The organism is Streptomyces shaanxiensis (assembly GCF_039537145.1).
Lineage (GTDB): Bacteria > Actinomycetota > Actinomycetes > Streptomycetales > Streptomycetaceae > Streptomyces > Streptomyces shaanxiensis.
In genome coordinates this window covers 1-22,438 of the sequence record NZ_BAAAZY010000017.1, presented here as the reverse complement: position 1 = coordinate 22,438, position 22,438 = coordinate 1, and the positions used below count along the sequence as shown (strand labels likewise).

Below are 22,438 nucleotides of genomic sequence, written 5' to 3'. Positions count from 1 at the left end.
AGAAGGGAAGTTGTATGCACCCGAGACGTAGATCCCTGCTGCTTGCGGCCGCCGGCACCACGGCGGCCGCTGCCGTGCCGACAACAGCGGTGGCGGCCGCGACCGACGACTCCCGCCCGCCGGGCCGGCCGCTCGTCATCGGCCATCGCGGCGCGGCCGGCTGGCGCCCGGAGCACACGGCGGCCTCGTACACGTATGCCGTGCAGACCGGCGCCGACTGGATCGAGCCGGACCTGGTGCCGACCAAGGACCATGTGCTGGTCGTCCGGCACGAGAACGAGATCTCGCAGACGACGGACGTGGCCGCGCACCCGGAGTTCGCGGACCGGCGCACGACGAAGACGGTGGACGGGCGGTCGGTGACCGGCTGGTTCACGGAGGACTTCACGCTGGCGGAGCTGAAGTCGCTGCGGGCGGTGGAGCGGCTGCCGCTGGTCCGCAACCGCAACACCGTGTTCGACGGCCGGGATCAGGTCCTCACCTTCCAGGAGGTCGTCGACCTGGCGCGCGGGCTGTCGAAGGCGTACGGCCGGACCGTCGCCGTGTTCCCGGAGACCAAGCACCCGACGTATTTCCGCTCGATCGGCCTGCCGCTGGAGCCGAAGCTGGCGTCGACGATCCGCCGCAACCGGCTCGGCCGGCGCGAGTGCGTCGTGCAGTCCTTCGAGCCGACGAGCCTGCGGCGGATCGCGGCCGAGCGGCTGGGCGTGCCGCTGTGGCAGGCGCTGGGGACGACGGGTGGGCCGTACGACCTGGTCTCGTCCGGTGATCCGACGACGTACAAGGACATGATGACCCCGGCGGGGCTGGCGCGGATCGCCGCGTACGCGGACTGGATCGGGCCGGACAAGTCCTCGCTCGTCGGCACGTCCGTCCTCGCGGACGCCCACGCGGCGGGGCTGCGGGTGGGGCCGTACACCTTCCGGGCGGAGAACCAGTTCCTGCCGGCGGACCTGCGGCGCGGTACCGGAGCCACCGATTTCGGGGACGCGTTCGCGGAGTACGCGCTGTACTACGGGATGGGGGTCGACGCGGTGGTGACCGACTTCCCGGATCTGGCGGTGCTGGCGAGGAGGGGTTCGTGATCCGAAGGTGGTGCCCGACATGCCGCGGCTGGCAGGACTTCCGGCAGCTCAACCCCGACGAGAAGGCCGCCGTGCGGGAGGAGAAGGGGGCCCGCCATTTCGTGGGCAACCTCTGGCGCTGCACCGCGCAGGGCTGCCTCTTCTACCAGACTCACCTGCACGCACGGGGCGGCGGCATCCTCCCCGAGAAGTTCCGGGAGGAGGCCGCCGCCTCGGAGTGACCCCTACAGGTTCGGAGTGACCCCTACAGGTTGCTGAAGTCCGGGCCCTTGGTGCGGGTGCGCTTGATCTCGTAGAAGCCCGGCACGGAGGCCACGGCGAGGGTGCCGTCCCACAGCCTCGCGGCGTCCTCGCCCTTGGGGGCCGGGGTGACGACCGGGCCGAAGAAGGCGATCTGCTCGCCGTCGGCGCCGGGGACGGCGATGACCGGGGTGCCTACCTCCTGGCCGACCTTGTCGATGCCCTCCTTGTGGGAGGCGCGCAGCTGCGGCTCGTACTCGGTGCCGTCCCAGTGCTCCAGGAGGGACTCGGGCAGGCCGACGTCCTTCAGGGCGGCGGCGACCGTCTCCTTGCCGGGGCCCTCCTCCTTGTTGTGGATGCGGGTGCCGAGCGCGGCGTAGAGGTCACCGAGCACCTCGGCGCCGTGCTCCTCCTGCGCCGCGATGACGACCCGGACGGGGCCCCACGCCTTGGTCTCCAGCAGCTCGCGGTACTGCTCGGGCAGGTCGTCCAGCTTGTCCTCGTTGAGGACGGCCAGGCTCATCAGATGCCAGCGGACCTCGATGTCGCGGACCTTCTCCACCTCCAGCACCCAGCGCGAGGTCATCCAGGCCCACGGGCACAGCGGGTCGAACCAGAAGTCGACGGGGGTCTTGTCCGACATGTCTCTCCTCGGGAGGCAAGCGCGTCTCAACGGAACCTCTGGGGGAACGCCGCTGATCCCCCCGCCATTCCCCGGTGCCGTGCGTCAGGAGCGCATGGCAGGATCGGGGCTGTCCGCATGTCCGCATACTGAACACCACCCCAGGGAGTGCCACCCGTGCCCGGTGAGAATCTGTCCCGTGACGAGGCCCGGGAGCGGGCCGCCCTGCTGTCCGTCGACGGGTACGACGTGTCCCTCGACGTGCGTTCCGCCGTCGGCGCATCGGACCCGGAGGGCGGGGCGCCGCGCACCTTCCGTTCGGTCACCACGATCCGCTTCCGCTGCGCCGAGCCCGGCGCCACCAGCTTCGCGGACCTGATCGCGCCGAGCGTGACCGCCGTCTCCCTCAACGGCAGGGACCTCGACCCGAGCGAGGTCTTCGACGGCTCACGGATCACCCTGGAGGACCTGGCCGCCGACAACGAGCTCGTCGTCGACGCTCAGTGCGCCTACTCCCGCACCGGCGAGGGCCTGCACCGCTTCGTCGACCCCGAGGACGGCGAGGTCTACCTGTACACGCAGTACGAGCCGGCCGACTCCCGCCGGGTCTTCGCGAACTTCGAGCAGCCGGACCTCAAGGCCCCGTTCCGCTTCGAGGTGCGGGCGCCCGAGGAGTGGACGGTGTGGAGCAACGGAGCCGGTGAACGCGTCGACGGGATGTGGCGGTTCGCCGAGACGAAGCCGATCTCGACGTACATCACGTGTGTCGTGGCGGGCCCGTACCACTACGTCACCGATTCCTACGAGCGGGTCTTCGCGGACGGCACCCGCCTGGAGATCCCCCTCGGCGCGATGTGCCGCAAGGGCCTGGCCCCGTACTTCGACGCCGACGACGTCTTCCTGGTCACCAAGCAGGGCCTGGACTTCTTCCACGACCACTTCGACTACCCGTACCCGTTCGGGAAGTACGACCAGGCGTTCGTGCCCGAGTACAACCTCGGCGCGATGGAGAACCCGGGGATGGTGACCTTCCGGGAGGAGTACATCTTCCGCGGCAAGGTGACGCAGACGTCGTACGAGGGCCGGGCCAACGTCATCCTGCACGAGATGGCGCACATGTGGTTCGGCGACCTGGTCACCATGGTGTGGTGGGACGACCTGTGGCTGAAGGAGTCCTTCGCGGACTTCATGGGCACGTTCGCGAACGTCGGCGCGACCCGCTTCAAGGACGCCTGGATCACCTTCGCCAACCGCCGCAAGGCGTGGGCGTACCGCGCCGACCAGCTGCCCTCCACGCACCCGATCACGGCGGACATCCGTGACCTGCAGGACGCGAAGCTGAACTTCGACGGCATCACGTACGCCAAGGGCGCGTCCGTCCTGAAGCAGCTCGTGGCGTACGTCGGCCAGGACGCGTTCCTGGAGGGCGCGCGGCGCTACTTCAAGCGGCACGCGTACGGCAACACGCGTCTGGGTGACCTGCTGTCGGTGCTGGAGGAGACCAGCGGCCGGGACATGGGCGCCTGGGCGCGGTCCTGGCTGCAGACGGCGGGCGTGAACTCGCTGACCCCGCAGGTGCTGCTGGACGCCGAGGGCCGGGTGAGCGAGCTGGCGGTGCTGCAGGAGGCCGCCGAGTCGCACCCGGAGCTGCGCCCGCACCGGGTGGCGGTGGGTCTGTACCGGCGGGGCGCGGACGGGGCGTTGGAGCGGTACACGCGGGCCGAGGTGGACGTCGACGGTCCGCGTACGGTCGTGGCGGAGCTGGCGGGCGCCGAGGCTCCGGAGCTGGTGCTGGTCAACGACGACGACCTGACGTACTGCAAGACGCGGTTCGACGAGACGTCGCTGGCGACGCTGCGTGCCGCTCTCGGTGACATGACCGACCCGCTGGCCCGTGCCCTGTGCTGGTCGGCGCTGTGGAACATGACGCGGGACGCGCTGCTGCCGGCGCGGGACTTCGTGGACCTGGTGCTGCGGTTCGCGAACCGGGAGTCCGACATCGGTGTGCTGCAGATGCTGCACGCGTGGGCCGAGTCGGCGGTGACGCACTACGTGGCGCCGGAGTGGCGGGAGCAGGGTGTCAGGCTGCTCTCCCAGGGCGCCTCGGTGCAGCTGTACGCCGCCGAGGCGGGCAGCGAACACCAGCTGGCGTGGGCGCGGTTCTTCGCGCGTGTGACCGATGAGCCGGGCTTCGAGCTGCTGACGGCTCTGCTGGACGGCACGGTGACCCTCCCGGGTCTTGCTGTCGACCAGGAGCTGCGCTGGGCGTTCCTGGACACCCTGGCGGCGCACAGCGTCGTCGGCGAGAAGGAGCTGGCCGCCGAACTGGCCCGGGACGACACGGCGTCCGGCAAGCGTCACCAGGTGCGCTGCCTCGCCGCGCGGCCGTCGGAGGCGGTGAAGGCGCAGGCGTGGGCGCAGGTCGTGGAGTCGGACGCGCTGTCGAACGCCCTGGTCGAGGCGACCATCGCGGGCTTCACCCAGCCGTCGCAGCGGGAGCTGCTGGCGCCGTACGCCGAGAAGTACTTCGCGGCGATCGAGCGGGTGTGGGAGGAGCGGTCGATCCAGATCGGCATGGACGTGGTCCGGGGCCTGTTCCCGGCGCTCCAGCAGTCGCAGGCCACGCTGGAGGCGACGGACGCGTGGCTGGCGGCCCACGAGGACGCGGCTCCGGCGCTGCGGCGGCTGGTGCTGGAGGCGCGGGACGATCTGGCGCGGGGGCTGCGGGGGCAGGCGTGCGACGCGGAGGCGTCAACCGCATAAGACCTTTGGCCAACGGTCAGGGCACTCCGTGACCGTTACGGAATTCAGGCAATAACAGCCGTAACCCCTGGTCCAACCCGAACGGACCAGGGGTTTTGCCGGCCTACTCGGCACCCGAACATCCGTCCTTTAGTGCCAGGTTGTCCGTTTTTGTCGACGGGCATGTAACAGCGGTTAGCGAGCCGCTCGGACGCGGGAACCTCCGGGTCATGAACCACAACACCCCGGTCCCCCCGCTCTCCCCCCGCCCGCTGCGCCACCTCTCCGAGGTACACCGCCGTGTCATGACGACCGCGCAGCTGAAGTCCCACGGTGTCCCGGCCGCCGAGATGAACGAGCAGTGCCGCCCCGGCGGCCCCTGGCAGCAGCTCCTCCCCGGCGTCTTCCTGCTCCACCCCGGCCCGCCCACCAGCGAGGAGCGCCTGCACGCGGTGCTGATGTACGCGGCGCGGGAACGCTCTGCGGGTGTGCCGGCCCAGCCGAACGCCGGCGAGGGCCACTCCCCGCTCTACCCCGACGCGGTGATCACGGGCCTCGCGGCGCTGACCCTGCACGGCTTCTCCGCCACGCCGCCGCTGACCGCGCTGGACACGATCGACGTCCTGGTCCCCCGCATGCGCCGGCTGCGCTCCACGGGCTGCGTCCGCATCCTGCGCACCGCCTCGCTCCCCGCCCCGCAGCAGGTGACGGGCCTGCCGGTGGCCCCGGTGCCCCGCGCCCTGGCCGACGCGGTGGCCGAACTGACGGACGCGAGCGCCGTACGCCGGCTGCTGACGGAAGCCGTCCGCGGCGGCCACTGCGAACCGTCGTCGGTGGTAAGGGAGTTGAACCAGGCGAAGCTGCTGAGCCGCCCGCACGTGGTGGACGCGGTGGACTCGCTGCTGGCCGAGGGCCGCGCGATCGCGGAGGACCGCCTCTACGAGATGGTCCACGTCTACGGCCTCCCCGACCCCGTCTGGAACGTCGACCTACGGCTGCCCGGCGGCCCCCACCTCGGCGGCCTGGACGCCTACTGGCCGGAGCAGGCGGTGGCGGTGGAGCTGGACACCCGGGCGCCCCGCCACGACGAGGACGCCCTGTGGTCCGAGTACGCCCGCAAGCGCGAGCACCTGGAGCGCCTGGGCATCACGGTCGTGTACATCACCCCGAAGAAGCTGCGGGACGCGATGGAGCAGCAGGCGGCGGTGGTCCGTACGGCGTTGATGGCGGCGGCGGACCGCGATCCGGCGGCGTATGTCGTGGTGCTGCCCCGGTAGTGACGGACCGGGACGCAGCGCCAGGAGGGGAGAGGAGGGGCCGTCGGGGCCTGGCACCGGCGGCCCCTCCTCGTGCCGCCGCCTCACACGTCGAACTCCGGGATCAGCTCCCCCACCAGCCGGATGCTGCGCAGCACGCCGTCGTGGGGGTTGCTTCGAATGTACGGGCTCGGACCACGAAGCGGATGTGATCACTCCGGTTTGCTCGGCCAACGCCACGCGATCCGCCCCCGCCGCGACCCGTCCGGCACGACCGGCGCGTCCGGCCGGGCCGACAGGGCACCGGACTTGGCGTGCCAGTCCTCGAACACCCCACGGAACACCGGGTGTTGGGCCTCGACCGGCAGCGAGCGCCGCACAGTGGCCATGACGTCCTCCTTCGTCCCCACGCACTCCTCGATGGATCGAAGGTAGCCAGCAATGGCTCGGTGCTACCGTCCAATGGCATGCGGGAATCACAGACCAATCCGGCCGGGGATCTCCTGCTCCACCTGGAACGGTCCGGCGACGGCCCCCTGCACGAGCGGGTGAAGCGGGCGCTGCGGGCGGCCATCAGGGAGGGGCGGATCGAGGTCGGCACCGCCCTGCCACCCAGCCGACAGCTCGCCGCCGACCTCGGCTGCTCACGCTGGGCGGTGACCGAGGCGTACGGCCAGCTCATCGCCGAGGGATATCTGGCTGCGCAGACCGGTTCCGCGACCCGGGTGTGCTGGTCGAACGCCCCGGACACGGGCTCCGGGCGCCCCGCGTCCCGGCCGGCTCCCGTGGCCCGCTTCGACCTCGGCCCGGGGCTGCCGGACCTGCGCGCGTTTCCGCGCCGCCGGTGGGCCGAAGCCGTACGCGCGCAGACGGCCACCGCGGAGTTCGCGGAGCTCGGATACCCGCCGCCCGGCGGTCACCCCCGGCTCAGGCGGCTGCTCGTCGAGTACCTGGGCCGCTCCCGCGGTGTCTCGGCGACCCCGCAGGACGTGACGGTGTGCACGAGCGTGACCGACGGGATGCGGCGCATGTGCCACGCCCTGCGCGCCGACGGCATCACCGCGGTCGGCTGTGAGGAACCGGGCTGGACCCGGCTGCGCGAGGTGATCCGCGCCGCGGGCCTGGACCCGGTGCCGGTCCGCACGGACGGCGGCGGTCTGCGCGTCGACGACCTCGCCGGGCACCCGGGGCTTCGGGCCGTACTGACCACCCCGGCGCACCAGTTCCCGCTGGGCACCGTGCTCGCCCCCGAGCGGCGCGCCGCCCTGCTGCGGTGGGCTCGTGAGGCGGACGGCGTCGTCCTGGAGGACGACTACGACGCGGAGTTCCGCTACGACCGTCGCCCGGTCGCGGCACTGCAGGGCATGGACCCGTCCCGGGTCGTCCTGTTCAAGTCGCTCAGCAAGATCCTGTCGCCGGCGCTCGGCATCGGCTGGATCGTGGCACCACCACGCTGGACCCGTGACCTGCACCGAGCCGACCAGACGGCGATCCAGCCCCCGACGCTCGACCAGCTCGCCTTCGCCGCGCTGCTGGAGTCGGGTGCCTACGACCGCCACCTGAGGGCCTGCCGAAAGCGGTACCGCGACCGCCGCGACGCCCTGGTCCGAGCGCTCGCCCGGCACCTGCCCGACGCCCCGGTCTCCGGCGTCGCGGCCGGCCTCCATCTCCTCCTGCGCCTGCCCGCCACCGTGGACCCCGCGGCCGTGGTCACGGCGGCGGCCGGCCGGTCCCTGCGCGTGGCCGACCTCGCCGCCTATCACGCCACCGAGGACCACGCCGATCACGGCCTGGTCCTCGGCTACGGCAACCTCGCCGACGGCGTGGTGGACGACGCGGTCCGCCTGCTGCGCGAGTCCGTAGAGGAGTGCCGTTAAAGCCGCCCCCGTGACGCCGGGTCAGCCGACAAGGCGCGACACGGACATCACGTCCGGCTGAACCCGCTGCTGCGTGCCCGAGTCCGGTCGGTCACCGGCCGCCACCGGCGCCTTTCCGCAGAACTCGGCCTCGACCACGGCGTCGGTGTCCCCCGTCCAGTCCGCGTTGAAGTTGAGGGCCAGGGAGTGGCGGCCGTCCGCCGTCGTCACCGCTTCCGACGTCGAGCCGTGGATGCCGCCGCCATGGCCCCAGACCGTGACGCCGCAGCTCAGCTTGCGTTCGATCAGGCCGAGCCCGTACCCCGCGTTCGGGATGGCGTCGACCTTGACGGTGTCCTTCATCTCGGAGAGCTGCTTCGCGGGGAGGAGCCTGCCCTTCAGCAGGGCCGAGTAGAAGCGGTTCAGATCGCCGGAGTCGGAGATCATGTCGCCCGCCCCGGCGGCCAGGGAGGGGTTGAGCTCGGTGACGTCGTACGTCGGTCCCGTGGCCGTCTCGGCGAGCTTGCCGTAGGCGCGGCTGCTCGGTTTCGGCAGCTTCGGGTAGGTGCCGGGGACGAGCGTGGCGCGCAGCCGCAGAGGCTGGACGATCCGGCGGCGGATCTCGTCGCCGTAGCGGTTGCCCGTGACGCTCTCGACGGCCATGGCGGCCAGGGTGTAGTTGGTGTTCGAGTAGTTCCAGGACGTGCCCGGGGCGAAGTCCGGCTTGTGTCCCATGGCGATACGGACCAGTTCCTCGGGAGTGACTGTGTCGTAGCGGTGCTCGAAGAAGCCGTCCTTCAGGAAGTACGTGCGGCCGAACTCGTCGTCCGCCGTGTAGTTGAAGATGCCGCTGGTGTGGTTGAGAAGCTGGCGAAGGGTGATGCGGCTGCCGTCGTGGCCGTTGCCCCGCACCACCCCCGGCAGCCATTTCTCCACCGTGTCGTCCAGCGACAACCTGCCCTCCGCCTCCAGTTGAAGCAGCACCGTGGCGACGAACGTCTTGGTGATGCTGCCGACCCGGTAGCGGTCGTCCGCCGAACGCGGCTTCCCCGTCCGGAGATCGCCGACCCCCGCCGTCGCCGACCACGCGCCGCGCCCGTCCTTCGCCGTCACCGTCACACCGGGGACGCCGTCCGCGACCGCGGCCTCGATGGCCTCCCGGGTCGCCTCGTGGTCGGTTCCGGCGGGCGCCGCCGCCATCGCGGGAGCCGCGAGGGCGACGGACAGCGCCATGGCCGTCGTCGCCACCAGGGCCGTACGGATCGTACGTACGCTCATGTCTCTCTCCCCGTTCCGCCCGCTCACGTCGAGCGGGATCGGGGGGAGAGACTCGGGGTACGGGTGCGAAGGTTGAGGCTCTGTACGGTGGTTGACCCTGTTTCAGCCAGTCGCCTCCACGTCGTGTTGGACGCAGAGGTCTCACCTCTTCTTCAGCACCAACTCCGTGTTCCGGTCCTTCCGATCACCCGCCAGGGTCGTGCGCGCTCCGGGCGCGTTCAACGACAGCTCCCGGTAGAGGCCGGCCAAACCGGTCTGGGAGAGGTCCGTGAAGCTGGTGCGGTGCGGGGCCGAGGACTCGATCAGGGTGGTGAACAGGGAGATCGTGCCGTCCTTGTTGTCCACCACCTCGATGATCCGGGCGAGTTGCGGGAAGTCGACGTGGGAGGCGGTGGAGATCTCCCAGAAGGAGCGGCCGCCGGAGCCGGAGTGCGGCGTGATCACGTTCTTGTGGATGTGGCCGTTCACCCAGGCGAGGACGTTGCGGTGGCTGCCGAGCAGCTGGAGCAGCTCGGCGCCGCCGACCCGCCGCTCGTTCGGGCGCGCCGGGTCACGGCGCAGGTTGTCCATCGTCTCGCTGGTGTGATGGCTGAAGATGATCGCGTACGAGTCCTTGTTGTCGCGCAGCGTCCGGTCCAGCCACTTGAACTGGGCCGCCCCGATGGACCCTTCGTAGTGCCCGCCCGGGTCGGTGGTGTCGAGGCTGATGCCGATGACGTCGTCGGCGATCCGGAAGCTGTAGTACTGGGTGCCCGCCTCCAGGTTGGCCGTCGAGTAGCCGTGGCCGACCGGGCCGTGACCCCGGTGGGCGGGGTTCAGGTGGGCCTGTACGTATTCGCGGGGCGTGAAGGGGGCCCGGCTCTCGTCCGGCGTGACCGAGCGCATCGAGCGGGCGTGGGCCTTGAGGAAGTCCTTGAAGACGGTGCCCCTCGGGTCCTTGTCCTGCTTGAGGGAGTCCTGGAGCTTCTTGGCGTCCGCGGCGGAGACGTTCATCAGCTTCTTGCCGCCGACGGCGAGGTCGGTGAGGTAGGAGTCGCTGTGCGAGGCGTAGGTGCCCAGCGGCATCGCGTCGTGGTTGCCGACCGTCGAGTACCACGGGATGTTCAGGCCGGGGCTGCGCAGCTCGCGGATCGCGGCGTCCAGGAAGCCCTCGATGTGCGGGAAGCCGAGCTGCTTGTCGGCGTCGCGGACGGCGTCGTCGGCCTGCCAGTACAGCTTGAGGCCGCTGTTCTGGACGCCCTCGTAGCGGCGCGGGTCACCGGTGTTCGGGGTGACGCGGCCGCCGCTCATCACCGTCAGGAACCACTCCAGCTCGGACTTGCAGTTGTTGTCCGTGTTGTCGCCGGTGGTCATGGCGAAGTGGAGCGGGGCGCCGGTGACGGGGCCGCCGCGCAGCGCGTTGAGCCGCTCGACGAGCGCCACCGCGCCCGGCACGGTCAGCGCCTCCTGCGGCCGCCAGGCGTGCACGTCCGTCGAGCGCAGGTATTCCAGGCGGAGCGGGTGCTGGGCGTCGATCAGGTGCAGATCGGTGAGCTGGACGAAGGCGGCGAGCGCCGTACGCCGGCTCTCGCGGCCCGACTTGGCCGCGGCCAGGTTCTCGCGGACGACCCGCTTCCAGCCGGGACCGTCGCCGAGGCGGCGGTAGCCGGAGGTGCCGCGCGGGGTGGCGACGCTGGTGAGCGTGGTGCCCCGGGTGTACGGCGCGAGGGCGACCGGCACCTTGCGGGAGGCGCCGACCGGGGCCTCGGCGGCGGCGTCGCCCGTGCCGGCGCTCGTCGTACCCGCGGTGTCCGTGGTCGTGGCGGCCTGGCTGTCGGTGGGCCGCAGGGCGTAGCCGACGCCCGCGGAGAGGGTCACCGCTCCGGTGGCGGCGAGCAGGGTGCGGCGGTGGACCCCCAGCGCGGAGCTGGCGACAGAGCGTATGCGCGACATGCGCGATCTCCCCGAGTGCGAACGCGTCGGCAGTGGTCGCGGGTGGTCGCTGACGCGAACGTCCCGCTCACTGTGGATCGTTGGCACCCGGAATGACCTGCGCATGAACATGACGGCAACGCGCAGCGCCGATCACCGTACGTGGATCTTCGCCCACCTTCCGCGTTCACGGCCGCTCCTCGAACGGCCGGAACGCGGTCACTCGCTGTTCATCTTTCGGGGTAGTGAAGCTATTTCCCGGCGGTGTGGATCCGCCCCGCGGCCGGCCGCTCGCGCCACAGCGACAGCCCCTTGTCGACCATGGAGACGCGGGTCAGCTCCGGCACGTCGTCCATCGGATGCCACGCCGCCATGTCGGTGGAGCCGTTCGCCTCGTAGCGCAGCTCTCCGCCCACGATCCGGGCCTCGTAGACGAGCCGTACGCCGTGATGGTCGACGCTCCGGCCGAAGCGGCGCGGGAAGGTGCGGCGGGAGGAGTCGATCCCGAGCAGGCCGGCGGGTTCGACGACATAGCCGGTCTCCTCGTCCACCTCCCGCACGACCGTGTCGTAGGGATCCTCGCCGTGCTCCATGCCGCCGCCCGGCAGCACCCACTCGAAGCCTCCGCCGGGCGCCGGGGACCGGGCGAGGAGGAGTTGTCCGTCACGCACGCAAATGGCGTAGGCCGCCACCCTCAACTTCTTCCGCACACACGGACAGTAGAGCGCCGGGACCGGATCGGCAGGTGAATATTCGGCTTGCGCGTGGCATGCCCTCTTTGTCACCTACCGACCCAAATGAACAGCGGGTTTTCCCCATCCGTCCATTTCGATTCGGTCAACTCTTCCCAAACATCCTTCCCTTGCGTAAGGCTGTGCGGTCGTCCGGGATCACATACCGGACGCTCCATGCTCCTTTACTTCCAAGGGATGCCGATGACCCTCACCCCCCAGCGCGATCCGAAGCCGGGCCCGAGACGCGCGGCCCTCATAGCCGTGGCCGCCGGTCTCGTCGCCGCGCTCTCCGCGGCCGGGCCGATACCCATGGCCGTCGCCGCGGACACCGCGCCCGCCGCTTCTGACCCGAGCGTCAAGTCCGCGCACGACAAGCTCGGTTCGAACGACGCCGACCTGCTCGCCGAGGCCAAGGCCGACGGCGACAAGAACGTCACGATGATGGTCGCGACCGCGCCCGGCCAGACCGAGAAGGTCGCCGAGCAGCTGGACGCGGTCGGCTCGGTGGGCCGCACCTACGACAAGCTCGGCTACGTCCGGGCCACCGTGCCCACCGGCAAGGCCGACAAGGCCATCGCGGCCGCCACGAAGCTCTCCTCGGTGCACGGCATCGACCTGCGCGAGGAGATACCGCTGGACGACCCCGCCGTCGACACCAAGAAGTCGACGGCCGCCGCGACCTCGTACACCGGGCCGAGCAAGAAGACCCCGGCCGAGAACCCGTACAACCCGTCCTTCGAGACCGGCGCCGTCGACTTCGTCGAGGACCACCCGAAGGCGGACGGCCGCGGCATCACCATCGGCATCCTCGACTCCGGCGTCGACCTCGGCCACCCGGCGCTGCAGAAGACCACCACCGGCGAGCGGAAGATCGTCGACTGGGTCACGGCCACCGACCCGATCGTCGACAGCGACCGCACCTGGCGCCCGATGGTGACCTCGGTCTCCGGGCCCACCTTCACCTTCGGCGGCAAGACCTGGACGGCGCCCGCGGGCTCGTACCAGATCAGCACGTTCCTGGAGTCGTACACCACCGGGGGCGACGCGGCGGGCGACGCCAACCGCGACGGCGACAAGACCGACTCGTGGGGCGTCCTCTACGACGCCGCGAACGGCACGGTCCGGGTCGACCTCAACAACAACAACGACTTCGGTGACGACACCCCGATGAAGCCGTACAAGGACGGCTTCCAGATCGGGTACTTCGGCACCGACGACCCGGCCACCGACGTCGCCGAGCGGCAGCCGTTCGTCGTGGAGATCCGCAAGGACGTCCCGATGGACCCGTTCGGCGGGGACTGGGTCGGCCAGAAGCGCGACTTCGTCAACATCGGCGTCATCGAGTCCGAGCACGGCTCGCACGTCGCCGGCATCACCGCCGCGAACGGCCTGTTCGGCGGCGAGATGAACGGCGCGGCCCCGGGCGCGAAGCTCGTCTCCTCGCGTGCCTGCACCTGGACCGGCGGCTGCACCAACGTCGCGCTCACCGAGGGCATGATCGACCTCGTCGTCAACCGCGGCGTCGACATCGTCAACATGTCCATCGGCGGTCTCCCGGCGCTGAACGACGGCAACAACGCCCGTGCCGAGCTGTACACGCGGCTCATCGACACCTACGGCGTCCAGCTCGTCATCTCGGCCGGCAACTCCGGCCCCGGCGCCAACACCATCGGCGACCCGTCCCTGGCCGCCAAGGTCATCTCGGTCGGCGCGACCATCTCCAAGGAGACCTGGGCCGCCAACTACGGCTCGGTCGTGTCCAAGCCGTACGCGATGATGCCGTTCTCCTCGCGCGGCCCGCGTGAGGACGGCGGCTTCACCCCGACGCTCTCCGCGCCGGGCGCCTCGATCAACACCATCCAGACCTGGCTGCCGGGCGCCCCGGTCGCCGAGTCGGGCTACACGCTGCCGGCCGGCTACGGCATGCTCCAGGGCACCTCGATGGCGTCCCCGCAGGCGGCGGGCGCGTCCGCGCTGCTGCTGAGCGCCGCCAAGCAGAAGGGCATAGCCCTCACCCCGGCGAAGCTGCGCACCGCGCTGACCTCGACCGCCGACCACATCAAGGGTGTTCAGGCGTACGAGGAGGGTGCCGGCCTCATCAACATCGAGGACGCCTGGGACTCGATCCGCGACGGCGCCACCGCCCACGAGTACACGGTCAAGGCGCCGGTCGACACCGCGATCGACCAGTTCCTGAAGACCCCGGGCTACGGCACCGGCGTCTACGACCGCGAGGGCGGCCTCAAGGCCGGCCAGAAGAAGACGTACGACGTCACCATCACGCGTACGTCCGGCGCGGACAAGGCGATCCGGCACGAGCTGCACCTCGAGAACAACGCCGGTGACACCTTCCGGATCGTCGGCTCGGACGAGATCAGCCTCGGCCTGAACAAGCCGGTCACCGTCCAGGTCGCCGCCAAGCCGTCCTCGGCCGGCATCAAGAGCGCGATCCTGGAGGTCGACGACCCGCGCACCGAGGGCATCGACAAGCAGGTCCTCAACACGGTCGTGGTCTCGGCGCCGCTGAAGTACAGCTACTCGGCGTCCGGTTCGGTGCAGCGCAACAGCAACAAGTCGTACTTCGTGACCGTCCCGGAGGGCGCGAAGTCGCTGGAGGTCGCGATCGGCGGGCTGAAGGACAAGAGCCAGACCCGGTTCATCGCCATCCACCCGTACGGCGTCCCGTCCGACCCCACCGGCACGCCGAACTGCTACAACAACTACCTCGCCGGCAACGGCTGCAAGCCCGACGTGCGTTCGTACGCCGACCCGCAGCCCGGCGTCTGGGAGATCGAGGTCGAGTCGCGCCGTACGTCGCCGCTGCTCGACAACCCGTTCAAGCTGGACGTCACCGTCCTGGGCGCGGCCTTCGACCCGGAGACCGTGACCGTCCCCGAGGCCAAGGTCGGCACCCCGGCCGCCGCCTCCTGGAAGGTGACCAACAACTACGCCGCGATCGACGGCAAGCTGGCCGGCGGCCCGCTCGGCTCCTCGAAGACGGCGCGTCCGACCATCGCCGAGGGCGTCACGCAGACCACCACGGTCGAGGTGCCCGCGGGCGCCACGTCGCTCGACGTCACCATCGGCAATGTCTCCGACGCCGCCGCCGACCTCGACCTGGTCGTCCACGACGCGTCCGGCACCGAGGTGGGCAGCTCCGCCGACGGTGACTCGGAGGAGTCGGTCTCGGTCGCGAACCCGGCCGCCGGGACGTACACGATCGACGTCATCGGCTACGCGGTGCCGGCCGGCTCGACGGCGTACGACTACCTGGACGTGTTCTTCTCCGCCGCGCTCGGCACCGTCACGGTGGACGAGTCGCCGGTGAAGCTCGGCACGGGTGAGTCGGCCACGGTCGCAGGCAGCGTCACCGCGCAGGCGGCCGCTCCGGAGGGCCGTGAGTTCTTCGGCCAGGTGCGGCTGGTGAACGCGCGCGGCACGGTCGCGGGCCTGGGCAGCGTGAAGATCGAGAAGGTCACGCCGTAGTCCTTGGTACGGCTGTGGGGCGGGCGTCCGTGTGGGCGCCCGCCCTCTTTTTCATCCGCCGCAGGTCCTGTCGCGCGACTTGGGCAGCGAGGCGGTGATCCAGGCCCGTTCGAGGGCGATGTTCTGCTCGCCGACGGCCCAGAAATCGGGCTGGCGGGCGCCCTGCGGGATGCCGATGAGCACGTGATCGCCCTTGCGGACACCCGGGACGAGGTTCTCGTCGACCACGAAGGTCAGCTTTTCGTCGCCCTCCTCCGGCTTGTAGTAGCGCGTCATGTGCAGGGTCACGCGCAGGGACGTGGTCCCGGGGAGCCGTTCCACCTCGGTGGCGGTGCCCTCGGCGACCAGGCGGGAGCAGGCGAGGTAGTCGGGGCTGCCGAAGGCGACACCGCCCGACTCCAGCGAGGGGGCCGACTTGTCCGCGGTGCTCGCCCCGGAGTCGTTGTCGGCACCCCCGTTCTGCGTCAGCAGCCAGCCCATGCCGACCAGCACCGACCCGGCGGCGGCCACGGCGAGGGAGCCGAGGGCGACGGAGAAGAAGCGGCGCCGGGCGCGGGAGGGCCGTCGTACGGGAGCGGGGCGGGGCGCCGGCTCGGGCTGCGGAGCCGGTGCCGGCGGCTCGGCGAGCGTGTGCCCGATGATCCCGAGCTGCTCCCGCAGCAGCGCCACGTCGGCGACGGCGGAGCGGTGCTCGGCCATGAAGGCGGCATCCGCGCGGGCCTCGTCGGTGAGCGGCTCGTCGGTGATCGCGGCCATCAGCGCGTCGGCGCCGGAGCGGCCGTCGTAGCCGTTGCGTCCGTCGCGTCCGTCGCGATCCTTACGGCTTTCGTTCTCGGCGGTCACGTCACACCACCTCGTCCTCGTGCAGGCGGGCGCGCAGGGCCCGTACCGCCGTGTGCAGCCTGCTCTTGACCGTGCCCTCCGGGATGCCGAGCTCCTCGGCGATCCCGCGCACCGACAGATCGGCGAAGAAGCGCAGGACGAGGACCTGACGCTGGGCGTCGGGCAGGTCGTCCAGGCCCTGGGCGACGGCGAGGGAGAGCAGGCTGGTGTCCTCGCCGGAGGGGTGTGCGGCGGGCTGGCGCAGGGCGGCGAGCCGCTCCCCGAGCCGTTCCTGGCGCTTCTTGGCCCGGTGCCAGTCCATGGCGAGGTTGGAGGCGACCACAGCCGCCCACGCCGACACGTCCCGCGGCGCCTCACGCCCGCTCGCGGCCCGCTCCAGCAGTCGCAGGCGGACCTGCTGTACCCCGTCCAGCAGGTCCGCCTGCGGCACCCCGCCCAGCGCGAGCACCGCCCGCACCCGACGCTCCTGGGCCGCGTCCAGCGGATCGTCCAGTACGTCCTGGACGGCTCCGCCCCCCTGGCCGCGGCGTGCCTTTCTGCGCAGCACAGCCACCCCTCCCCTCGCCGTGTTGTGCCTATGACGCCGGGGTGGGCCAAAACGTTCGGCGGCGTTCGGCGGGATTTTCCGCCGCCGCGCAGAGGTGTACGTCACATCGCCGCGTAGCCCGGTGGCGGGCGGGCAGGCGAGCTTGCGGCGCGGGGCCGCCGTAGGGCGAATTTCTCCAGCTCAGCCGGGGTGAGAGCCGGAGAACCGGAGCCGGGCCCGGGTCGGTCGCGTCCCAATGTTTGAGCTGTCCGGTCAAACGATTGGACAGGCGGACCGAGGCTGACCGCATGATGGAAACACCTCGGCCATGCAGCAGTCACACACAATCCACGCAAGCCACGTAAAAGGAGTCGCCGTGAGGGTCGGAATCGTCGGAGCCACCGGTCAGGTCGGCACGGTCATGCGCAGGATCCTCAAGGAGCGCGACTTCCCGGTCACCGAGCTGCGCCTGTTCGCCTCGGCCCGCTCGGCGGGGACGGTCCTGGACGGCGTGACCGTGGAGGACGCGACGACGGCCGACTACTCCGGCCTGGACATCGTGCTGTTCTCGGCGGGCGGCTCCACCTCGAAGGCCCTGGCGCCGAAGGTCGCCTCGCAGGGCGCCGTGGTGATCGACAACTCCTCGGCCTGGCGCCGTGACCCCGAGGTCCCGCTGGTCGTCTCCGAGGTCAACCCGCACGCGATCGCCGACCGCCCCAAGGGCATCATCGCCAACCCGAACTGCACGACGATGGCCGCGATGCCGGTGCTGAAGCCGCTGCACGCCGAGGCCGGCCTCGAGGCCCTTGTCGTCGCCACCTACCAGGCCGTCTCCGGCTCCGGTCTGGCCGGCGTCGACGAGCTGTTCGAGCAGGTCAAGAAGGTCGGCGACGACGCGCCCAAGCTGACCCACGACGGCTCGGCGGCGGAGTTCCCGGCCCCGAACAAGTACGTCGCGCCGATCGCGTACAACGTCCTGCCGCTGGCCGGTTCGATCGTCGACGACGGTCTGAACGAGACCGACGAGGAGCAGAAGCTCCGCCACGAGTCCCGCAAGATCCTGGAGATCCCCGGCCTGAAGGTATCCGGCACCTGCGTGCGCGTCCCGGTCTTCTCCGGCCACTCCCTGCAGGTCAACGCCCGCTTCGCCCGCCCGATCAGCGTGGAGCGCGCCAAGGAACTGCTGGCCGGCGCCCCCGGCGTGGCCCTCACCGACGTCCCGACCCCGCTCCAGGCGGCCGGCCAGGACCCGTCGTACGTCGGCCGCATCCGCACCGACGAGACGGTCGAGCACGGCCTCGCCCTCTTCCTCTCCAACGACAACCTCCGCAAGGGTGCCGCGCTGAACGCGGTGCAGATCGCGGAGCTGGTGGCGGCCGAGCTGAAGGGCTGACGCCCGCGACATCGACGGGAGGGGGGCGGGGCACTGCGAAGGTGCCCCGCCCCTTCTGCCCTCCTACGGCTCCTCGCCCGGGCATGATGATCACCGTGCATGAGGACGGGGAGCAGCGCGGGCAGGGGCGGTACCGGCTGACGGACACGGAAGACGGCCATGTCTGGGGCGTCTGCGCCGAGGCGGAGGGACTGTTCGGGGAACCCCGGCGCGGGACGTACGAACTGTTCGGCTGGGTTCCGGAGGGCGCCGAGGTGCGCGGCTGGGTCGGGAGCCGGGTGTGGCTGGTGCCGGACGACCGGACGCTCGATCCCTGGCTCCTGGAGGACGCGGAGAGCCTCGCCCCGTACCCGGGACCGGACGGTCTCGTGCTCACCGGCCTGGATGACTACGAAGGCCCGCCCGAGGGATACCGGGGCCCCGTCCGACTGCACGACGGACGCCGGTGGCTGGGCTCCTGCCGGGAGTTCGCCCGCGTCCTGCCGCCCGAGCACGCACCGCCCCCGCTCGTCCTGCGCGGGCTCGCCCCGAGTGACCGGCTCGGGCGGGCCCTGGCGGCGGGCACCCGGCGCGCGCGGGACCTGGAGGAGGCCTGGCTGGAGATACGGGACGATCGGGGCGAGCCGCTCACCGACCGACTCCTGCGGCCCAGAATCCGCTCGTGGCGCGCCTCCTCCCGCGGGACGGATCTGATCGATCTGGAACTCGACGGAGAGCTCGAACCCGTACCGGAACACGCCTGGCCCACGTGGCGCCGCTGGCTGACCGGCCCTCCGGAGACTCCCGGCGCATGGGCCGGCCTCGACACCCGGCAGCGCGGAGCCTGGCTCGATCTCGTCCGCGAGCGGGGCTGCCGGATCGGGCACCAGGACCGGCCGCCCGGACAGGCGTACGAGCTGGACGGCCGGCACATCACCGATGAACCGGGCCTCTATCTGGCTCTCGGCGAGGCCGTGAACGGGCCGGGCGGCTACTTCGGCGGCTGCCTGGACGCCCTCGTGGACTGTCTGCGCGGCGACTTCGGCCACACCGCCCCCGCATCCCTGCTCTGGCGGGACGCGGCGGCAGCACGCGAGCACCTGTCCCGCGTCCTGGCGCCGGAGGGCGAGTCGTACGACCTGCTCGCCCTGGTGCTCGAAGTCCTGGCCGAGGGCGGGATGCACGTCACCCTCGCGTGAACCGGCGGTCAGGACCTGCGCACCTCATAGAGGAAACAGCCGTACTCGACGGCCCGGACGTGGACGAGCGCCACGGCCGCGTCGTCGAACGCCTCCCGGAACGCCGCCTCGAACTCCCCGTGCTCCGGCACGAGCCGCCCGCCCAGGATGCGCCCGTCGGCCGAGTAGCGGCGCACCGTGCGGTGGGCGTTCGTGAAGGGCAGCCCTTCCCCGTCCGGCCCCGCGCACTCCTCCGCATGGACGAAGACGGGCCCCTGCTCGTCGTACGCCTCCGGATCGACCCCGTTCCCGGCGGCCCAGCGCCGCAGCGGAGCGTACGAGACGAGGGCGATCCGCTCGCCCACCGCACTGCGGCGCAGACAGCAGCGCAGGGGCGCCCCGCCCTCCTCGTCGGTCACGGGAACCATCCGGCGTCCCGCGTCGTCAACGGAGCGCAGTTCCTTCAGGGCCGTCGGATCGATGGGGCGTGCGTGGTAGATCGTCATGCACTCAGCCTCACGCGCTCGTGCTCCGCCCACCGGCGGTAAACGGACATCGCGCTCCGTGCAGGTCACGTGGAAGGATGGCCGAACCGCCGAACCTACACATATCGAGGAGATGACCGCGTGCCTGGCACAAACCTGACTCGCGACGAGGCTCAGCAGCGGGCTCAGCTGCTCACCGTCGAGTCCTACGAGATCGATCTCGACCTCTCCGGCGCGCAGGAGGGCGGTACCTACCGGTCTGTCACCACGGTGCGCTTCGACGTCGCCGCGACCGGCGCGGAGTCGTTCATCGACCTGGTGGCCCCGACCGTCCACGAGGTGACGCTCAACGGCGACCCGCTCGACCCGGACCAGGTCTTCAAGGACTCCCGGATTGCGCTCACGGGCCTCCTGGAGGGCCCCAACGTCCTGCGTGTGGTCGCCGACTGCGCGTACACCAACACCGGCGAGGGCCTGCACCGCTTCGTCGACCCGGTCGACCAGCAGGCGTACCTGTACACCCAGTTCGAGGTGCCGGACGCCCGTCGCGTCTTCGCGTCCTTCGAGCAGCCCGACCTGAAGGCGACCTTCCAGTTCACCGTGAAGGCCCCGGAGGGCTGGACGGTCATCTCCAACTCGCCCACCCCGGAGCCCAAGGACAACGTCTGGTCCTTCGAGCCGACGCCGCGCATCTCGACGTACATCACGGCCCTCATCGTCGGCCCGTACCACTCCGTGCACAGCGTCTACGAGAAGGACGGCCAGTCCGTCCCGCTCGGCGTCTACTGCCGCCCCTCGCTCGCCGAGTACCTCGACTCGGACGCGATCTTCGAGGTGACCCGGCAGGGCTTCGACTGGTTCCAGGAGAAGTTCGACTACCCGTACCCGTTCAAGAAGTACGACCAGCTGTTCGTGCCGGAGTTCAACGCGGGCGCGATGGAGAACGCGGGCGCGGTGACCATCCGCGACCAGTACGTCTTCCGGTCCAAGGTGACGGGCGCGGCGTACGAGGGCCGCGCGGAGACGATCCTGCACGAGCTGGCCCACATGTGGTTCGGCGACCTGGTCACCATGGAGTGGTGGAACGACCTGTGGCTGAACGAGTCGTTCGCCACGTACACGTCCATCGCCTGCCAGGCGCACGCCCCCGAGTCGCGCTGGCCGCAGGCGTGGACCACCTTCGCCAACCAGATGAAGACGTGGGCGTACCGCCAGGACCAGCTGCCGTCGACGCACCCGATCATGGCCGAGATCCGCGACCTGGACGACGTGCTCGTCAATTTCGACGGCATCACCTACGCCAAGGGCGCCTCGGTCCTCAAGCAGCTCGTGGCGTACGTCGGCCAGGACGCGTTCTTCAAGGGCGTCCAGGCGTACTTCAAGCGGCACGCGTACGGCAACACGCGCCTGTCCGACCTGCTGGGCGCCCTGGAGGAGACCTCCGGCCGTGACCTGAAGACCTGGTCGAAGCAGTGGCTGGAGACGGCGGGCATCAACATCCTGCGCCCCGAGATCGGGACGGATTCGGAGGGTGTGATCACGTCCTTCGCGATCCGCCAGGAGGCCCCGGCGCTGCCGGCCGGCGCGAAGGGCGAGCCGACGCTGCGCCCGCACCGCGTGGCGGTGGGCCTGTACAACCTGGACGCCACGTCGGGCAAGCTGGTGCGCGCCGAGCGGATCGAGCTGGACGTGGACGGCGAACTGACGGCCGTACCGCAGCTGTCGGGCAAGCCCCGTCCGGATGTGATCCTGCTCAACGACGACGACCTGTCGTACGCGAAGGTCCGCCTGGACGAGGCGTCGCTCGCGTTCGTGACGCGCCACCTCGGCGACTTCGAGGCCTCGCTCCCCCGGGCCCTGTCCTGGGCGTCCTCCTGGGACATGGCGCGCGACGCCGAGCTCGCCACCCGCGACTACCTCTCCCTGGTCCTGTCGGGCATCGGCAAGGAGTCCGACATCGGCGTGGTGCAGTCGCTGCAGCGCCAGGTGAAGCTGGCGATCGAGCTGTACGCCGCCCCGGCGGCCCGCGAGGCCCTGCTGACCCGCTGGACGGACGCCACGCTGGCCCACCTGCGCGCGGCGGAGGCGGGCAGCGACCACCAGCTGGCGTGGGCGCGGGCGTTCGCGGCGACGGCCCGCACGCCGGAGCAGCTGGACCTGCTGGAGGGCCTGCTGGACGGCTCCCAGGAGATCGAGGGCCTGGTCGTCGACACGGAGCTGCGCTGGGCGTTCGTGCAGCGCCTGGCGGCAGTGGGCCGCTTCGACGAGACGGAGATCGCGGGCGAGTACGAGCGGGACAGGACGGCGGCCGGTGAACGCCACGCCGCCACGGCTCGTGCCGCCCGCCCGACGCCCGAGGCCAAGGCCGAGGCCTGGTCGTCGGTCATCGACTCCGACAAGCTCCCGAACGCCGTGCAGGAAGCGGTGATCGGCGGCTTCGTCCAGACCGACCAGCGCGAACTCCTCGCCCCCTACGCGGACAAGTTCTTCGAGGTCGTCAAGGACATCTGGGACTCCCGCTCCCACGAGATCGCCCAGCAGATCGCGATCGGCCTGTACCCGGCGATCCAGGTCTCCGAGGAGACGCTGCGCAAGACGGACGCCTGGCTGTCGTCGGCAGAACCGAACGCGGCCCTGCGACGCCTGGTCTCGGAGTCCCGAGCGGGCATCGAGCGGGCCCTGAGGGCCCAGGCGGCGGACGCGGCGGCGGAGCAGTAACGGTCGTCGTACGTACGTCGATGGGGCGCCCGGTGCAACACCGGGCGCCCTTTCGCACACGGGCGCCCCGCGTCGGCGGCGACGCGGCGCGGGGCGTCCGAGGCAT

At 71.0% G+C, this 22,438-nt stretch carries 17 protein-coding genes; 9 read left to right on the top strand and 8 right to left on the bottom strand.

Annotated elements, in window-relative coordinates; genetic code table 11:
• Window positions 1-14: 14 nt before the first annotated feature.
• Window positions 15-1,085 carry a glycerophosphodiester phosphodiesterase family protein gene (locus tag ABD932_RS30100; RefSeq protein WP_345017365.1) on the top strand — a complete coding sequence of 357 codons (1,071 nt, stop codon included), beginning with the start codon at window positions 15-17 and terminating at the stop codon, window positions 1,083-1,085.
• Window positions 1,082-1,306 carry a hypothetical protein gene (locus tag ABD932_RS30095; protein WP_345017363.1) on the top strand — a complete coding sequence of 75 codons (225 nt, stop codon included), beginning with the start codon at window positions 1,082-1,084 and terminating at the stop codon, window positions 1,304-1,306. Before ABD932_RS30100 ends, ABD932_RS30095 begins: the two co-directional genes overlap by 4 nt.
• Before the next feature lie 23 nt (window positions 1,307-1,329).
• Here ABD932_RS30095 and ABD932_RS30090 read toward each other — a convergent pair whose 3' ends face one another.
• A complete protein-coding gene (locus tag ABD932_RS30090; RefSeq protein ID WP_345017361.1) occupies window positions 1,330-1,968 on the bottom strand; it encodes a mycothiol-dependent nitroreductase Rv2466c family protein in 639 nt (212 codons plus the stop codon).
• Window positions 1,969-2,124: 156 nt separating this feature from the next.
• Here ABD932_RS30090 and pepN (ABD932_RS30085) point away from each other — a divergent pair, with 156 nt between their 5' ends.
• Together pepN (ABD932_RS30085) and ABD932_RS30080 are read left to right on the top strand one after the other, a co-directional pair.
• A complete protein-coding gene (pepN, locus tag ABD932_RS30085) occupies window positions 2,125-4,710 on the top strand; it encodes an aminopeptidase N (protein ID WP_345017359.1) in 2,586 nt (861 codons plus the stop codon).
• Between the two features lie 209 nt (window positions 4,711-4,919).
• A complete protein-coding gene (locus tag ABD932_RS30080) occupies window positions 4,920-5,966 on the top strand; it encodes a hypothetical protein (RefSeq protein ID WP_345017357.1) in 1,047 nt (348 codons plus the stop codon).
• A gap of 191 nt (window positions 5,967-6,157) precedes the next feature.
• Here the strand turns inward: ABD932_RS30080 and ABD932_RS30075 are convergent, their stop codons facing one another.
• Window positions 6,158-6,334, bottom strand: a complete 177-nt coding sequence (locus ABD932_RS30075; RefSeq protein WP_345017355.1) for a hypothetical protein — start codon at window positions 6,332-6,334, stop codon at window positions 6,158-6,160.
• A 78-nt stretch (window positions 6,335-6,412) separates the two neighbouring features.
• Between ABD932_RS30075 and pdxR the strand changes: the two genes are divergently transcribed.
• Window positions 6,413-7,822 (top strand): MocR-like pyridoxine biosynthesis transcription factor PdxR, encoded by a 1,410-nt coding sequence (pdxR, locus tag ABD932_RS30070; protein WP_345017353.1) that lies wholly within the window; start codon window positions 6,413-6,415, stop codon window positions 7,820-7,822.
• 21 nt (window positions 7,823-7,843) lie between these two features.
• Here pdxR and ABD932_RS30065 read toward each other — a convergent pair whose 3' ends face one another.
• The 3 genes from ABD932_RS30065 to ABD932_RS30055 all read right to left on the bottom strand — a co-directional run bounded on the left by ABD932_RS30065 (window position 7,844) and on the right by ABD932_RS30055 (window position 11,700).
• Window positions 7,844-9,079, bottom strand: coding sequence for a serine hydrolase domain-containing protein (locus ABD932_RS30065; protein WP_345017351.1), 1,236 nt, complete (start codon window positions 9,077-9,079; stop codon window positions 7,844-7,846).
• 141 nt (window positions 9,080-9,220) lie between these two features.
• Entirely contained in the window at window positions 9,221-11,011 is a 1,791-nt protein-coding gene (locus ABD932_RS30060) for a TIGR03767 family metallophosphoesterase (protein WP_345017349.1), read from the bottom strand.
• 230 nt (window positions 11,012-11,241) lie between these two features.
• The gene (locus ABD932_RS30055; protein WP_345017347.1) at window positions 11,242-11,700 is read right to left on the bottom strand and encodes an NUDIX hydrolase; all 459 of its coding nucleotides are present in this window, start codon (window positions 11,698-11,700) and stop codon (window positions 11,242-11,244) included.
• A 225-nt stretch (window positions 11,701-11,925) separates the two neighbouring features.
• Here ABD932_RS30055 and ABD932_RS30050 point away from each other — a divergent pair, with 225 nt between their 5' ends.
• Window positions 11,926-15,210 carry a S8 family serine peptidase gene (locus ABD932_RS30050; protein WP_345017345.1) on the top strand — a complete coding sequence of 1,095 codons (3,285 nt, stop codon included), beginning with the start codon at window positions 11,926-11,928 and terminating at the stop codon, window positions 15,208-15,210.
• Window positions 15,211-15,261: 51 nt separating this feature from the next.
• On the opposite strand, the gene ABD932_RS30045 is transcribed toward ABD932_RS30050, so the two are convergent.
• Both ABD932_RS30045 and ABD932_RS30040 read right to left on the bottom strand, forming a co-directional pair.
• Entirely contained in the window at window positions 15,262-16,053 is a 792-nt protein-coding gene (locus ABD932_RS30045; protein WP_345017343.1) for a hypothetical protein, read from the bottom strand.
• Window position 16,054: 1 nt separating this feature from the next.
• Window positions 16,055-16,606 carry a sigma-70 family RNA polymerase sigma factor gene (locus ABD932_RS30040; RefSeq protein ID WP_175647408.1) on the bottom strand — a complete coding sequence of 184 codons (552 nt, stop codon included), beginning with the start codon at window positions 16,604-16,606 and terminating at the stop codon, window positions 16,055-16,057.
• Between the two features lie 349 nt (window positions 16,607-16,955).
• Between ABD932_RS30040 and ABD932_RS30035 the strand changes: the two genes are divergently transcribed.
• Both ABD932_RS30035 and ABD932_RS30030 read left to right on the top strand, forming a co-directional pair.
• Window positions 16,956-17,972: an aspartate-semialdehyde dehydrogenase gene (locus ABD932_RS30035; protein WP_345017340.1), complete on the top strand. Its 1,017-nt coding sequence runs from the start codon at window positions 16,956-16,958 to the stop codon at window positions 17,970-17,972.
• 83 nt (window positions 17,973-18,055) lie between these two features.
• Window positions 18,056-19,150, top strand: a complete 1,095-nt coding sequence (locus ABD932_RS30030) for a barstar family protein (RefSeq protein WP_345017338.1) — start codon at window positions 18,056-18,058, stop codon at window positions 19,148-19,150.
• Between the two features lie 8 nt (window positions 19,151-19,158).
• Here ABD932_RS30030 and ABD932_RS30025 read toward each other — a convergent pair whose 3' ends face one another.
• Window positions 19,159-19,635: a DUF1203 domain-containing protein gene (locus ABD932_RS30025; protein WP_345017336.1), complete on the bottom strand. Its 477-nt coding sequence runs from the start codon at window positions 19,633-19,635 to the stop codon at window positions 19,159-19,161.
• A gap of 120 nt (window positions 19,636-19,755) precedes the next feature.
• Between ABD932_RS30025 and pepN (ABD932_RS30020) the strand changes: the two genes are divergently transcribed.
• Window positions 19,756-22,332 (top strand): aminopeptidase N, encoded by a 2,577-nt coding sequence (gene pepN / locus ABD932_RS30020; protein ID WP_345017334.1) that lies wholly within the window; start codon window positions 19,756-19,758, stop codon window positions 22,330-22,332.
• Window positions 22,333-22,438: the final 106 nt, after the last annotated feature.